Below are 14088 nucleotides of genomic sequence, written 5' to 3'. Positions count from 1 at the left end.
GCTGCAAGCATAACTGAGGTTAGCTAAAGTGAGCTGACAACAGATTATCTTGATTTTTGAAGAGTATTAGCACATTTTGTTCAACATATCAACACGAATTTGGTGACGTCCACCATCGTATTTACCGTTAACAAATCCTTTAGCGATGTTTTTAGCCAATTCATCACCAACAAGTTGTGCACCCATAGTGATCATACGTGAGTTGTTGTGACCACGAGTCATATAAGCTGAACGTTCGTCAGATACTTCTGCAGCAACCATTCCTTTGATCTTAGTTGCGACCATAAATGGACCAGCTCCATAAGCATCAATCACGATACCAAGGTTTTGTTCTTCTTTGTTTACTTCTGCAGCAACAGCAAGAGTCACATCAACAAAGTCTTGACCTTCAGCTGTAACATCCACAACGTGGAAGTTTTCTTTTTCCAAGAAGTCTTTCACAACTTCTTTCAATCTCAAACCTGCAGCATCTGCACCGATAACAATAGACATATTGTATACTCCTTTTATTTTTCTAGGCTAGTAAAACCTTTTATAGTTAACAGTTTACCTACAAAAGCTTTCTAGCAGTTTATTGACAAATTGGATTGAATGAGATGAATGACACCTTATTCAAGTTTAGGAAATCAGTTTCCTAGAAATAATCTTTCTCCACGAAAGAGAATATAACAAGTGATTGTTTGTTTGTGACAAACATCATTTGTTGCTTACAAACATAATATACTCCTATTTCTTAAAAAAGTCAACAATTAATGTTTGTTTTTGTGTTTTTTTAACTAAAAAATTTCGATGTCAAAACCAATTTGATCCACTTGACCAGGTTCTAGGAGGCGAACATTCTTCTTATCTTCTAGATGATCTCCTTCTTCAAGAGATGTTGACAAGCCAGACCATGGTTCAAAAGCAATGAAAGGACCCTTATTCAAAGTTGACCAGATAATGAGATTTGGAAACTCTGCAAAGTGCACTTTCAATCCCTTATCATGTTTACGAGAACGAAGGGCAATTGTTCTAGATTGCAATTCATCTAAGGTGACTGCATCAGTGCTGAAAAGATCATAGCTGAGGTCTAATTCTTTTTGACCTTCTAGCCATGGACTTCTATCTTGAAAATCCAGCATACCTGTTTCTGGGAAAGGACGTGGAACAGAGCAAGTCTCTTCTTTCTCAAACTCTAGATAATAATCTTCATAGACTTCATCATCCAGTAGAGGACAATTAAATCCTGGATGTCCACCAATAAAGTAAGGCATGACCTTGCTAGTTTCTTTATTGAAAATCTTGTATTGAGTTCGTACTGTCTTGCCAGTAAGGCTATAAGTGATTTCTAGGCGGAAATAATAAGGGTAGTTCTGATAGCTATTCTCATCGTCTTCAATTGCAAAAGTTACACTATTATCTGTCTGTTCAACTAATTCAAATTCTTTCTTACGAACCAAACCATGACGAGGAATCTTTCCTTTGCTTTCTTGCCCCTTCTCATCTATATAGAGGGCTGTATCCTCTCTCAAAGAACCACAAATGGGGAAGAGAACAGGAGCTTGTCCACTCCAATAAGTGGCATCCCCTTGCCACAAATACTCCAGTCCCTCAGTATCTTTTATAGAAGAAAGAGCCCCACCAAAACTGTTAAATTCAACTCTTAATTGTTCTGATTTTAATTCAATTACCATTATTTTCTCCGATTTCTTGATAGTTTATAAAAAACTAGGCTGTCACTCCTATCAGGAAAATGACAACCTAGCTTTAACAATTTACATTTTATAGGAGCGCATTATTTTGCTTTTGCTGCGTACTCTTCGTTACGTTTGATCATTTGTTTTCTGTACCATGCAAAGATACCGATATAGAATACAAGGAAGACTACAGCACCAAGGATTGCTTTGATATCACCTGTTGTAGTGTTACCAATTGTCCAACCAAGAAGTTTTTCGATTGGTCCTTCAAGAGTTGAGTGAGTGATCAATTGAGTTTCGCTCACACCTGCTGGGAAGGCACCTACACCTTTAGCAAGTTCTGTTGCAAATGGTGCGATAAGTGTACCTGAAAGAAGGAAGAGTGGCAACAAGAGTGTTCCGAAGATAATCATACGGAGCAATTTACCACGTGTTACAACCAAGAGAGCTGGAGTAACACCCATAGCGATGATACCTGCAAGTGGCAAGATACCATTTCCGACTTTTGAAAGAAGCACAGCTTCGATCAACATGATTGGTGCAAGTACGTTGGCACAAGCCCAGATTTCAGCACGACCAGCGATGAATGGCCAGTCAAGACCGATATTAAATTTACGTCCTTGAAGACGTTTAGTAGCAACGTTTGTAATACCTTGTGAAAGTGGTTCTACGGCAGCGATGAACCATGAACCGATGAGTGAGAAGAGTTCCAAAGATACACCGGCTGTCAAACCAAGAGACAACCAACCTTTAATAACTAATTGCCAGTTTGCTGCATCTTCTACGCCAGCAACTGGATGTGGAGTACCCATCAAACCGATAACGATACCAAGGATGAAACCGATGAAGAATTTAGATCCCCAGAAACCGATTTTCTTGTTCAATTTAGCAGCATCAAAGTCATATTTATCAAGACCTGGGAAGAATTTTTCAAAAATCTTATCCAAAACCATGATAACTGGGTTCATCATGTAGTTCATGTGAGTTGAAGTCATTGGTGATGAACTTGGTGCGTTAAGAAGGTCATCAAATGTAGGTTTCATCAAATCAGAGTTGATGATTTTAAGAACACCTACAAGGACAACTGCTGCAGTGGCGATGAAGAGTGAAACCCCTTGGCTTACACCGTTGTTGTCTGCATACCATTTAATCAAAAGACCTGTGATAGACAAGTGCCAGATATCGAAGATATCAACGTCAAGTGTATCAGTTTTCTTCATAGCAAGCATCACTACGTTGACAATCAACATGATGAGCAAGAAGTAAAGTGTCCAAGCAGATCCCCAAGTGATTGTAGCAAGTGGTGCCCAACCAACGTCAGTGATGTTCAATTGAATACCAGTATTTTCAACGAATTTTGCAAGTGATGCTGAGAAAGCACCATTCAGCATACCGATGATAGCACCGATACCAGTAAGAGCGATGGCAAGTTTGATACCACCTTCAAGTGCTTTGGAGAATTTCACTCCAAAAAGTAGAGCCAATACTGTCAAAATGATCAGCATGATGATTGGCCCACCCATATCCAAGATAGGTTTGAACAGCTTATTGGCTAGTTCGATAATGACATCCATAATAGTTCCTCCCTTTTTATAGTTATATGAATGTTAACAAATTAAAATTAGCTTAACCCGTGTTCTTTGATAGCTGCTTCAATATTATCAAATACTGGAGCACTCATTGCTGGGATACGGAATAAGATTGGTCCAGCTTCGATAACTGGAATACCTGGGTCAAAACCAAGATCTGTTGCAGCAATTGGTGTAAAAATGTCATAACCTTTGATAAGGTCTTCATTAACGTCTTTTACCATAACTGCATCACAGTGAACATCAAAACCGCGGTTTGAAAGTTCTTCTTCAAGAGCACTTTTAATTTGGTGGCTTGAGTTAACACCTGCACCGCAGGCAGCAAGAATTTTAATCATATGGATTTCCTCCGATTTAATATTTTTAATAGACAAAATTAAGCAATTGCTTCAGCAATATAAGCATAGAGGGCTTCTGGTTCAGAAATTTTTGATAGGTCTTCAAGATGACTATTTCCAGTAAAGAAGTCCATCAACTGAGCAAGAATGTTCGTTTGACTTGAGCTTGAGTTATTAATGATAAAGAAGAGTAAGGATACCTCTACTTCCTTATCTGGTGCAATCATATTGTGGAAAGTCACTGGTTTCTCTAATCGAACGACCACAACTTTTTCGGCTAGATTATGAACAATATCTGTGTGAGGAATAGCCACATTCGGCAAATCCTTACCCAAAAATTCCATATCTAAGCCAGTTGGAAATGACTTTTCACGCGTGATCAAGGCTTCACGATAAGTTGGCGTTACGATTTCTCGTTCTTCCAATAAAGTTGCAACCTGATCAAAGAGATGTTCTTGATTATCCGCTTCTAAGCAAAACACAAGGTTTTTGTCAAAGAAATGATCTAATCCCATAAGGTTTTCCCTTCTTTCCATTAACTTTATGCTATAAGTATAACACTATATGAAATCGTTGTCAATAATTTTTTGTTGTTTTTTGTCCTTTTTTCGATTATTTTGTTTATTTTTATATTTACAACCAAAAACAAACATTTAAAACAAACACTTTAAACGATTTAATCCTATTATAAATGCAAAAAAACAGGCCTATTTAAGCCTGTTTTACTATTGATTCTTATGTAAGTTTCCTGTGAACAAGAAAAACAATTATGATAACTTATTCTTCATCCATGCTCAAGACGCTAAGGAAGGCTTCTTGTGGAACTTCTACTGATCCGATAGCTTTCATGCGTTTCTTACCAGCTTTTTGTTTTTCAAGCAGTTTACGCTTACGAGAAACGTCACCACCATAACATTTAGCAAGTACGTTCTTACGAAGGGCCTTGATATCAGTACGAGCGACAATCTTCTGTCCAATAGCTGCTTGAATTGGCACCTCAAATTGTTGGCGAGGGATGATTTTCTTAAGCTTATCAACGATGAGTTTTCCGCGTTCGTAGGCAAAGTCCTTGTGAACGATAAAGCTAAGGGCATCCACCTTGTCTCCATTGAGAAGGATGTCCATTTTGACCAGCTTAGAGGGGCGATACTCTGACAATTCGTAGTCAAAGCTTGCATAACCACGTGTTGAAGACTTAAGCTTATCAAAGAAATCAAAGACGATTTCAGCCAGTGGAATTTGATAGATAACATTGACACGGTTATCATCAATATAGTCCATAGTCACAAAGTCACCACGCTTGCGCTGAGCTAGCTCCATTACAGCTCCTACGAACTCCTGTGGTACCATGATTTGCGCCTTAACATAAGGCTCTTCAATGGTCGCAATCTTGGTAGGATCTGGGAACTCAGATGGGTTAGATACATCCATAGACTCACCGTCGGTCAAGTTAACCTTATAGATAACAGATGGAGCTGTCATGATGAGGTCAATGTTGAACTCACGTTCCAAACGCTCTTGGATAACATCCATATGGAGAAGTCCAAGGAAACCACAACGGAAACCAAATCCAAGTGCCTGAGATGTTTCTGGTTCAAACTGCAGACTAGCATCATTCAGTTGCAATTTTTCAAGCGCTTCACGTAGGTCATTGTACTTGTTTGACTCGATAGGATATAGACCCGCAAAGACCATAGGATTCATTTGTTTGTAACCATGTAATGGCTCAGCCGCAGGATTGGTTGCCAAGGTAACGGTATCACCCACACGAGTGTCCTGAACTGTCTTGATAGATGCAGCGATATATCCAACGTCACCAGTAGCAAGGAAATCACGACCAACTGCCTTGGGTGTAAAGATACCGACTTCCGTAACATCAAAAGTCTTGCCATTGCTCATAAGCTGAATCTTATCGCCAGGTTTGACCACCCCATCCATGACACGCACTTGAAGAATAACTCCACGGTAAGCATCATAAACAGAGTCGAAAATCAAGGCCTTAAGTGGTGCCGTCACATCACCTGTTGGCGCTGGCACTTTTTCTACGATTTGCTCTAGAATTTCTTCGATGCCAATACCAGCCTTAGCAGAAGCCAAAACTGCTTCACTGGCATCCAAACCAATGACATCCTCAATCTCTGTACGCACGCGCTCTGGATCTGCAGCCGGTAGGTCAATTTTGTTAATGACTGGCATGATTTCCAAATCATTGTCCAAGGCCAGATAAACATTGGCAAGGGTTTGAGCCTCAATTCCTTGGGCAGCATCGACCACCAAAATAGCACCTTCACAGGCAGCTAAGGAACGAGAAACTTCATAGGTAAAGTCAACGTGCCCAGGGGTATCAATTAAGTGAAAAATATAAGTTTCCCCATCTTTTGCAGTGTAATTGAGCTCGATGGCATTGAGTTTAATGGTAATCCCACGTTCTCGCTCTAGATCCATGCTATCCAAAAGTTGGGCCTGCATTTCACGACTGGAAACCGTCTCTGTTTTTTCCAAAATGCGGTCTGCTAGAGTTGATTTCCCGTGGTCAATATGGGCGATAATAGAGAAGTTACGGATCTTCTCCTGTCGTTTTTTCAATTCTTCTAAGTTCATGATTCTCTTCCTTTCAGGGTATCTATTTATTATAAATTGTTTTTGACATTTTGACAAGACCATACCCTGCTAGGAGTACTAATCTTCAGCGACAAAGCCATCATTTTCAATAAAGTGATGTTCTGTCATTCCTTGGTCTGTAAAGACAATCCCGTGAAGGACACCACCATAGACAGCTCCTCCATCCATTCCAATCTTGCCATCTTCTGTAGTCCAAAGCTCAGCAGTACCACGCTCTTGCTGTAACAAACCATAAACCGGTGTATGGCCGAAGACAATGATTTTTCCAGTATGATTTTCTGCTTCGTGGAATGGTTTTCTAAGCCAGACTTTTTTATAATCTGTGGTTTCACGCCAGTCATCCAAGGTCAAATCAATACCTGCATGAACAAAGATATACTTGTCTGTCTCTACCACAAAAGGCATTTGACGAATGAATTCGACCAAATCTGCCGCTTCAGTAGCAACACGCTTGGCATCCTCAACCCCGTCAACTGGTGCATCCAAGGGACGACCTAGGATAGAGTTAATGGTTGTATCTCCACCATTGCGACGATAGTGGTCATAGCTTTCTTCTGGGTCATCGAGCCAAGTTAAAAACATATACTCATGATTTCCTGATAAACAGATCGCCCCTTGATTATCAACCAAGTCCTTAACCATTTCAAGAACACGGCGACTATCTTCACCGCGGTCAATCAAATCCCCTAGAAAGAGCAACTGGGTCTGACCATCCCATGTTTTGAGAAGGTCTTCCAGCATCCCAGCTTTTCCGTGAACATCTCCAATTACATAATAGTCTGTCATCTTACTTCTCCCTGTTTCTCAACAATTCTCTGGCTTGCGTCAGGGCTGCTTCTGTCACATCATCACCTGCCAACATCTTAGCAACTTCTTCCACTCGCTCTTCAACCGTCAAGAGACGAACAGTCGAAACTGTTGAATGGTCATTACTAATCTTCTCAATAAAGAATTGATAATCCGCAATCGCAATCACTTGTGGCAAATGGGAAATAGCCAGAACCTGACCATGCTGACCAATCTTGTGAATCTTCTGTGCAATAGCCTGAGCTACACGTCCTGAAACTCCCGTATCCACCTCATCAAAAACAATGCTGGTCTTACCTTCTTTACGAGAAAAGGCAGACTTAATGGCTAGCATGAGACGAGATAATTCTCCGCCAGATGCAACCTTAACCAAGGGTTTAAAATCTTCGCCAGGGTTGGTTGAAATATAAAACTCAACCATTTCATTTCCCTCACGACTGAATTTGCCCTTGCTAAAACGAACCTGAAACTGGGCTTTTTCCATATAAAGATCTTGCAGTTCTTGTTTAATCTCAGCTTCGAGCTGCTGAGCCAAGTCATGACGAGCAGAGGCAAGTTGACCTGCCAAATCGACAAGCATAACTTCCAATTTCTTGAGCTCTGCTTCCATGTCCTCAGATGAAAGGTTATTGCCTGTCAAGAGGTTGTATTCTTCCGTAATCTTGGCGAAATAGAGCAAGACTTCGTCAACAGTCCCACCATACTTCCGAGTAATAGTATGAAGGAGGTCCAAACGATTCTCGACCTGCATGAGGCGATTGCCATCAAAATCAAGGTCCTCAATAATAGCTTCCAGACGCTTGCTAATGTCTTCTAAGACATAATAGGTCTCAGATAGAGAACTTGAAATTTCACGGTAGTCAGGGTCGTACTCTTCAACACTTTCCATGTCATTCATGGCCGAACGAACATTGGCCAAACTTGAAAAGTCTTCATTATCCAACATACTGTAGGCATTTGTTAGGGTATCCGCAATATTTTTATGGTTGAGGAGTTTCTCTCGTTCTTGGTTGAGAGTCAAGTCTTCTCCAACCTGCAAGTTTGCTGCCTCAATCTCTGCCATTTGAAATTCCAACATTTCAATACGAGTCTTATGTTCCTGTTGGTTTTTCTTGACTTCCAGAACCTGCTTGCGCATTTTTCGATAAGCATCAAAACTCGTTTGATAGGTTTCTTTCAAGTCCCAAAAAGCTGCGTCGCCAAATTCATCCAACATCTGGATGTGCAGTTGAGGACGCATTAACTCCTCTTGGTCATGCTGACCATGAATATCCACCAGATGTTGCCCGATAGCACGCAAAACCGACAGATTAACCATCTGACCATTCACACGGCTGATACTACGACCATTTTGCAGAATTTCCCGACGGATAATAATCTCATCACCCAATTCCAAACCTTGCTCATCAAAAATTTCCTGTAAAAGGCGACTATTCTCAACTGAGAAAAGCCCCTCAATCTCTGTCTTTGGCGCACCATGACGAATAACATCTGTCGTCGCACGAGCCCCCAACATCATATTCATGGCATCAATGATAATCGACTTCCCTGCACCCGTTTCACCAGTCAAGACAGTCATCCCCTTTTCAAAATTGAGGGAAATAGCCTCAATAATGGCAAAGTTTTTTATCGAAATTTCAAGTAACATATAGACCTACCAATTTTTTACTTGTTCAAAGATTTCCTCAGCTAGACTTTCACTTCTGGCAATGACTAAAATCGAGCTATCATCAGCTAAACAGCTAAAAATCTTGTCAGCAAAAGTCTCAATTAACTGAGCTTTTACAAAAGCTGTATTTCCTGGGATAACTTGGAGATTAATCATCTTGTCCATCAATTCAGCTGACTCAATATTGTCTTCAGCCAGTTGCAAACTTTTTACGATTGATTTTGGCAATTCGTAGACATAGGTGTTGTCTCTCAAAGGAATTTTGACAATGCCTAGCTCTTTGATATCCCGTGATACTGTTGCCTGAGTGGCAGTGATCCCTGCCTCTTTCAAATGTTCTACAATTTCTTCTTGTGTACCGATTTGATAATCTGTCACAAATCGTCTAATTTTTTCAAGTCTCTCTTTTTTATTCATTTTTAAATTGACTATGCGCCCTCTCTACTACTTCTTCAATTTCAGCAAGAACCTGATTGCTTGCTGACTCTTCTTTTTTCAAATACACTAAAAACTCAATATTTCCATGCCCACCTTGGATGGGAGAAAAGTCCAAACCAAGGACTGAAAAGCCTTCCTCTACTGCCATGGTTGTGACAGATTCAAGAACATTCTGATGGACCTTGGCATCGCGAATGATTCCATTTTTCCCAATCTGCTCACGACCTGCCTCAAACTGGGGCTTAACCAAAGCCACAACCTGACCTTGATCAGCCAACACACGATGCAAGGCTGGTAAGATCAGACTAAGGGAAATGAAACTTACATCAATACTGGCAAAACTTGGTTCCTGCTCAAAGTCAGTCCTTTCAGCATAGCGGAAATTAAACTGCTCCATGCTAACAACCCGAGAATCTTGGCGCAGTTTCCAGGCTAACTGATTGGTACCAACATCCACCGCGTAGACAAGCTCAGCACCATTCTGCAACATGACATCGGTAAAGCCACCAGTAGAAGCCCCAATATCAATCGTGGTCGCCCCATCCACTGACAAATCAAAGACCTGCAAGGCCTTTTCCAGTTTTAAACCGCCGCGGCTGACATACTTGAGTTTCTCACCCTTGAGTTTTAACTCAGTATCATCTGGGATTTTCTCTCCTGGCTTGTCAAAGCGTTCTCCATTAAGAACAGCCACAACAAGCCCAGCCATGACACCGCGCTTGGCCTGTTCTCGCGTTTCAAACAAGCCCTGTTTATAAGCTAGTACATCCACTCTTTCCTTAGCCATTGATTCTCAAACTTTCTACTACACTTACAATCGATTCTATCTCAAAGGGAATCTGCTGGGAAATTTCTTCTAATTTGGCATTAGCTTGATCCAAGGTTTGGTTACAAAAGGTAATGGCTTCTTCCAAGCCCAACAAGGCTGGGTAGGTTGACTTTTCTGCCTGCAAGTCCTTTTGCGGTGTCTTGCCGATTTCTTCAAAACTAGCTGTCACGTCCAGCACATCATCTCTGACTTGAAAGGCCAATCCAATCAATTCACCAACAGTTTTCAGTTTTGCCTGTATTTCAGGTGCCAATTCAGCAATAATAGCAGCTGCTTGGAAGGGATAAGCTAGTAATTTTCCAGTCTTATTGGCATGAATGGTCTGAAGTTCTTCCAAAGACAAATGCTGATGTTCGCCCTCCATGTCCAAAACCTGGCCTGCTACCATGCCCAGACTACCTGAAGCAAGGGATAAGTTGGCAATCAAGGCAACCTTGATCTGACTTGGCAAATCTGCCTGCGCAATCAAGGCATAGGGATCTAGGAACAAGGCATCTCCAGCCAAAATGGCCATTGCTTCGCCAAATTTTTTGTGATTGGTTAACCGCCCTCGTCGATAATCGTCATCATCCATAGCAGGAAGATCATCATGAATCAAGCTCCCTGTATGAATCATTTCCAAGGCAGCGGCCACCTGCGCGTGAGCAGGTTTAATAGCGACCTGCAAGGCTTCCAGGACTTCTAACAAGAGAAAGGGTCGAATACGCTTGCCACCAGCATGAATGGAATAGAGAACAGACTCTCGCAAACTAGAGGCAAACTGCTGGTCTCCATAAAAGTCTTCCAAGGCCGACTCGACAAGAGCTAATTTTTCTTGCTTTTTCATTCAAAATCACTTTCTGTTCCGTCTTCTTGCATAACCTTGACCAAGGTCTTTTCAGCCTTGTCCAGCGTCGCTTGGAGATCTTTTGACAAGACCATACCCTTTTGAAAGGCGGCAATCGCATCTTCTAGAGCAATTTCACCATTTTCCAAACTTTGGACAATGGTTTCCAGTTCTGCTAGATTTTCCTCAAATTTCTTTTGTTTTGACATCTTTAACCTCTAATTCTACTCGACCATCTCGCATCAAAAGCGTCACTTGGTCTTTTTTCTTCAAACTCTCAACCGAATCTACAACGGACTCTTCTTTTTTGACAATAGCATAACCACGCGCCACGATTCGACTGGTATCCAACATGAGCAAGGCTTCTGATAATCTCTTGACTTCAGCAACCTTGGCATCATAAACCAGCGCCATTTGGCTACGTAGGAGCTTGTCCAACTGGCCTAAACGGTCTTGATAACGTTGAATTTTGGTAACAGGTGATAATTGTACCAGTCGATGCGTCCTTGCTTGTACTATCTGTTTGTTATCAGAAATCAGTGTTCGCAAACTTTGTTTTAAGCGCAGTTGCAGTTGATCCAAGCGTTGCAAATAGCCATCATACAAGCGCTCTGGCTGTCTAAAGATGACTGACTGACTACATTTTTTTAAAGATTCTTGTTTCTTAGATAGGACATTTCGGACTGCTGTTGCCATCCGTTTTTCCTGATTTTGCAAATGAGCTAATAGATCCAACTTGGTCACAGGTGTTGCTAGTTCAGCTGCAGCTGTTGGCGTCGCAGCGCGGCGATCTGCCACAAAATCTGCCAAGGTCACATCCGTCTCATGCCCCACACTAGAGATAACTGGTAAACGAGATTCAAAAATCGCTCGTACCACGATTTCTTCGTTAAAGGCCCAAAGATCCTCGATAGAACCTCCACCACGACCAATAATCAGCAAATCCAAATCGTCCCGTTGATTGGCACGCGCAATATTTCGAGCAATTTCTTCTGCTGCTCCATCTCCTTGAACCTTAGTCGGATAAAGAAGGATATCTACACCTGGAAAGCGCCTGCTGACGGTCGTGATAATATCTCGAATAACGGCTCCACTGCGACTGGTTACTACACCAATTCTCTTAGAAAATTGGGGCAGAGGTTGCTTGAAGCGTTCTTGAAACAGGCCTTCTTCTGTCAATTTTTTCTTGAGTTGTTCAAACTGAATCGCAAGCGCCCCAACCCCATCAGGCTCAGCCTTTTCAATGATGATGGAGTAGGTACCACTTGGTTCGTAGACCTGTACACGCCCAATCACATTGATTTTCATCCCTTCTTCCAGGTCGAAGCCTAATTTCTGATAAATACCAGACCAAATAGTTGCTTGAATAACTGCGTGGTCATCTTTTAGGGAGAAATATTGGTGAGTAGGTCGTTTACGAAAGTTGGAAACTTGACCAGTTAAATAGACCCGTTCCAAATAAGGGTCTTTATCGAATTTCATTTTCAGATACTTGGTCAAAGTTGTTACCGATAAATACTTTTCCATCTCCACCTACTATTCATTTTCTTGCTCTTTCATGGGTATTATTATACCAAAAATATGCCTAAAAATCTCCATTTATGTACCATTATGAGGGAAAAATAAAAAAAGGAGGCAAGGCCTCCACGTCTGATTATTTGCTGTTTCGAGCTTCTTCCAAAATCTTTTCAATCTTGGTTGTCAAAAGGTCAATAGCCACTGTATTGCTGACTCCCTCAGGAATGACGATATCAGCATAACGCTTGGTTGGCTCGATAAACTGATGGTACATGGGCTTGACCACACCTAAGTACTGGTCAATAACGCTATCAAGACTACGGCCACGCTCTTCCATATCACGCTTGATACGACGAATAATGCGCACATCATCATCTGTATCCACAAAAATCTTGATATCCATCAAATCACGCAGACGCTTGTCTTCCAAGACCAAAATCCCCTCAACGATAAAGACATCTTGAGGTTCTTGACGATAGGTCTTGCTACTTCGTGTATGCTCAGTATAGTCATAAGTCGGGATGTCGACCGGACGCCCTGCCAACAATTCCTTAATCTGCTCGATCATCAAGTCTGTATCAAAGGCAAAAGGATGGTCGTAGTTGGTTTTGACACGCTCTTCAAAGGTCAAATGAGACTGATCCTTATAATATGAATCATGCTCAATCATGGAAATCTTTTCATCAGGAAAATGCGATAAAATGGCTCTTGAAACACTGGTCTTACCACCACCAGAACCACCTGTCACTCCGATAATGATTGGTCTATTTTGCATGCTATCCTCCGTTTTTTTATCCGTCGTCTATTCTATCATATTTTTTACAAAATTTATAGTCTGGTTTGGATAGTCTAGGGGAAACAACACTCCCTACACCTCAGTTAGACTAGCTAAAAACCTTCCTTGGCTTGTAGAGATTGTCCCGTTTTTCTAGAATGGCTAACAATTTATCTTCTTCAAAAGCAGCTAATTCTTGTTCTGTTTGTTCGAGCTCTATAAAACGACCAAAGCGTACTTCTGTAGCCTCTTCTGGAGTTAGTAAAACTTTGACGAGGTCTCCTGTCCCAATCTCTAGAGGATGGAGAAAGTCCAGTTGACCAATCTCCACTTTTTCAGCAATTTCGTCCAAGGTCAGTGAATCTTCCAATTCCAAACCTGCTGCACTGGTCCGTGTCAGATGTGACATATGGGCAGCATATCCAAGTTTCTCTCCCAAGTCAACTGATAAGGTACGGATATAAGTTCCCTTACTGCATTTCACACGAAAAGTAAAACGTGCAAGATGACCCTCATAAGAAATCGGACTTGTTCGCTCAAACTGATAAATGGTCACCTGACGTTCTGGCCGTTCCACTTCCTGACCAGCACGCGCATACTCATAAAGCTTGCGACCATTGACCTTGACTGCCGAATACATAGGCGGAATCTGAATAATAGGTCCTGTCAGACTGGCAATTGCTTCATCAACAAGCTTTTCATCCAAGTGCGACAAAACAGGCGTCTCTGCAACCACTTCCCCACTGGCATCCTCTGTCGTCGTTGAATAGCCAAGAGTGATTTCCCCCTCATAGACCTTGCCCTCATCCTGCATGAACTCGACCATGCGGGTTGCCTTGCCAACTGCAATAGGCAAAACACCCACCACATCCGGATCCAAGGTCCCACCATGACCAATTTTCTTGGTTCCCAAAATCTTACGCAGTTTAAAAACCGCATCATGCGAGGTCATGCCCGCTTCTTTTTTTAAGTTGATAATACCGTTCATTTGTTACTTTCTA

Annotated in this window: 15 protein-coding genes; all 15 read right to left on the bottom strand. The window is 41.6% G+C overall.

Annotated elements, in window-relative coordinates:
* Positions 1-66: 66 nt before the first annotated feature.
* Complete coding sequence (lacA, locus tag MK480_RS06125) at positions 67-492, bottom strand: galactose-6-phosphate isomerase subunit LacA (protein ID WP_000029277.1); 426 nt, start codon at positions 490-492, stop codon at positions 67-69.
* 284 nt (positions 493-776) lie between these two features.
* The gene (locus tag MK480_RS06120) at positions 777-1673 is read right to left on the bottom strand and encodes an aldose 1-epimerase family protein (RefSeq protein WP_023948151.1); all 897 of its coding nucleotides are present in this window, start codon (positions 1671-1673) and stop codon (positions 777-779) included.
* A gap of 101 nt (positions 1674-1774) precedes the next feature.
* Positions 1775-3250, bottom strand: a complete 1476-nt coding sequence (locus MK480_RS06115) for a PTS galactitol transporter subunit IIC (RefSeq protein WP_000382513.1) — start codon at positions 3248-3250, stop codon at positions 1775-1777.
* Between the two features lie 47 nt (positions 3251-3297).
* Positions 3298-3603, bottom strand: a complete 306-nt coding sequence (locus MK480_RS06110) for a PTS sugar transporter subunit IIB (RefSeq protein WP_000590547.1) — start codon at positions 3601-3603, stop codon at positions 3298-3300.
* A gap of 38 nt (positions 3604-3641) precedes the next feature.
* Positions 3642-4118: a PTS sugar transporter subunit IIA gene (locus MK480_RS06105; RefSeq protein ID WP_000521976.1), complete on the bottom strand. Its 477-nt coding sequence runs from the start codon at positions 4116-4118 to the stop codon at positions 3642-3644.
* A 262-nt stretch (positions 4119-4380) separates the two neighbouring features.
* Entirely contained in the window at positions 4381-6204 is a 1824-nt protein-coding gene (lepA, locus tag MK480_RS06100) for a translation elongation factor 4 (RefSeq protein ID WP_001047209.1), read from the bottom strand.
* Between the two features lie 78 nt (positions 6205-6282).
* Positions 6283-7011 carry a metallophosphoesterase family protein gene (locus MK480_RS06095; protein WP_268707361.1) on the bottom strand — a complete coding sequence of 243 codons (729 nt, stop codon included), beginning with the start codon at positions 7009-7011 and terminating at the stop codon, positions 6283-6285.
* 1 nt (position 7012) lies between these two features.
* Complete coding sequence (gene recN / locus MK480_RS06090) at positions 7013-8680, bottom strand: DNA repair protein RecN (protein WP_268707360.1); 1668 nt, start codon at positions 8678-8680, stop codon at positions 7013-7015.
* Between the two features lie 6 nt (positions 8681-8686).
* Positions 8687-9118 (bottom strand): arginine repressor, encoded by a 432-nt coding sequence (locus MK480_RS06085; RefSeq protein WP_020900686.1) that lies wholly within the window; start codon positions 9116-9118, stop codon positions 8687-8689.
* The gene (locus tag MK480_RS06080; RefSeq protein ID WP_261010884.1) at positions 9111-9926 is read right to left on the bottom strand and encodes a TlyA family RNA methyltransferase; all 816 of its coding nucleotides are present in this window, start codon (positions 9924-9926) and stop codon (positions 9111-9113) included. Before MK480_RS06080 ends, MK480_RS06085 begins: the two co-directional genes overlap by 8 nt.
* Positions 9919-10794, bottom strand: coding sequence for a polyprenyl synthetase family protein (locus MK480_RS06075; RefSeq protein WP_268707359.1), 876 nt, complete (start codon positions 10792-10794; stop codon positions 9919-9921). Before MK480_RS06075 ends, MK480_RS06080 begins: the two co-directional genes overlap by 8 nt.
* The gene (locus tag MK480_RS06070; RefSeq protein WP_084926391.1) at positions 10791-11003 is read right to left on the bottom strand and encodes an exodeoxyribonuclease VII small subunit; all 213 of its coding nucleotides are present in this window, start codon (positions 11001-11003) and stop codon (positions 10791-10793) included. The genes MK480_RS06075 and MK480_RS06070 overlap by 4 nt, the downstream gene beginning before the upstream one ends.
* On the bottom strand, positions 10981-12321 hold the full coding sequence (xseA, locus tag MK480_RS06065) for an exodeoxyribonuclease VII large subunit (protein ID WP_268707358.1): 1341 nt from the start codon (positions 12319-12321) through the stop codon (positions 10981-10983). The genes MK480_RS06070 and xseA overlap by 23 nt, the downstream gene beginning before the upstream one ends.
* Positions 12322-12448: 127 nt before the next feature.
* Complete coding sequence (gene udk / locus MK480_RS06060; protein WP_001181377.1) at positions 12449-13087, bottom strand: uridine kinase; 639 nt, start codon at positions 13085-13087, stop codon at positions 12449-12451.
* Positions 13088-13196: 109 nt separating this feature from the next.
* A complete protein-coding gene (gene truB, locus MK480_RS06055; RefSeq protein ID WP_268707357.1) occupies positions 13197-14075 on the bottom strand; it encodes a tRNA pseudouridine(55) synthase TruB in 879 nt (292 codons plus the stop codon).
* Positions 14076-14088 lie beyond the last annotated feature (13 nt).

Source organism: Streptococcus mitis (assembly GCF_026782895.1).
Lineage (GTDB): Bacteria > Bacillota > Bacilli > Lactobacillales > Streptococcaceae > Streptococcus > Streptococcus mitis_CB.
This window is presented reverse-complemented; position numbering and strand designations above follow the sequence as displayed.

Bases quoted from the DNA above. Each gene is read 5' to 3' on its own strand.
- MK480_RS06120 (WP_023948151.1), bottom strand. From the start codon at position 1,673: ATGGTAATTGAATTAAAATCAGAACAATTAAGAGTTGAATTTAACAGT.
- MK480_RS06115 (WP_000382513.1), bottom strand. From the start codon at position 3,250: ATGGATGTCATTATCGAACTAGCCAATAAGCTGTTCAAACCTATCTTG.
- MK480_RS06070 (WP_084926391.1), bottom strand. From the start codon at position 11,003: ATGTCAAAACAAAAGAAATTTGAGGAAAATCTAGCAGAACTGGAAACC.
- lepA (WP_001047209.1), bottom strand. From the start codon at position 6,204: ATGAACTTAGAAGAATTGAAAAAACGACAGGAGAAGATCCGTAACTTC.
- udk (WP_001181377.1), bottom strand. From the start codon at position 13,087: ATGCAAAATAGACCAATCATTATCGGAGTGACAGGTGGTTCTGGTGGT.
- MK480_RS06080 (WP_261010884.1), bottom strand. From the start codon at position 9,926: ATGGCTAAGGAAAGAGTGGATGTACTAGCTTATAAACAGGGCTTGTTT.
- MK480_RS06085 (WP_020900686.1), bottom strand. From the start codon at position 9,118: ATGAATAAAAAAGAGAGACTTGAAAAAATTAGACGATTTGTGACAGAT.
- MK480_RS06110 (WP_000590547.1), bottom strand. From the start codon at position 3,603: ATGATTAAAATTCTTGCTGCCTGCGGTGCAGGTGTTAACTCAAGCCAC.
- xseA (WP_268707358.1), bottom strand. From the start codon at position 12,321: ATGGAAAAGTATTTATCGGTAACAACTTTGACCAAGTATCTGAAAATG.
- truB (WP_268707357.1), bottom strand. From the start codon at position 14,075: ATGAACGGTATTATCAACTTAAAAAAAGAAGCGGGCATGACCTCGCAT.
- MK480_RS06075 (WP_268707359.1), bottom strand. From the start codon at position 10,794: ATGAAAAAGCAAGAAAAATTAGCTCTTGTCGAGTCGGCCTTGGAAGAC.
- recN (WP_268707360.1), bottom strand. From the start codon at position 8,680: ATGTTACTTGAAATTTCGATAAAAAACTTTGCCATTATTGAGGCTATT.
- MK480_RS06095 (WP_268707361.1), bottom strand. From the start codon at position 7,011: ATGACAGACTATTATGTAATTGGAGATGTTCACGGAAAAGCTGGGATG.
- MK480_RS06105 (WP_000521976.1), bottom strand. From the start codon at position 4,118: ATGGGATTAGATCATTTCTTTGACAAAAACCTTGTGTTTTGCTTAGAA.
- lacA (WP_000029277.1), bottom strand. From the start codon at position 492: ATGTCTATTGTTATCGGTGCAGATGCTGCAGGTTTGAGATTGAAAGAA.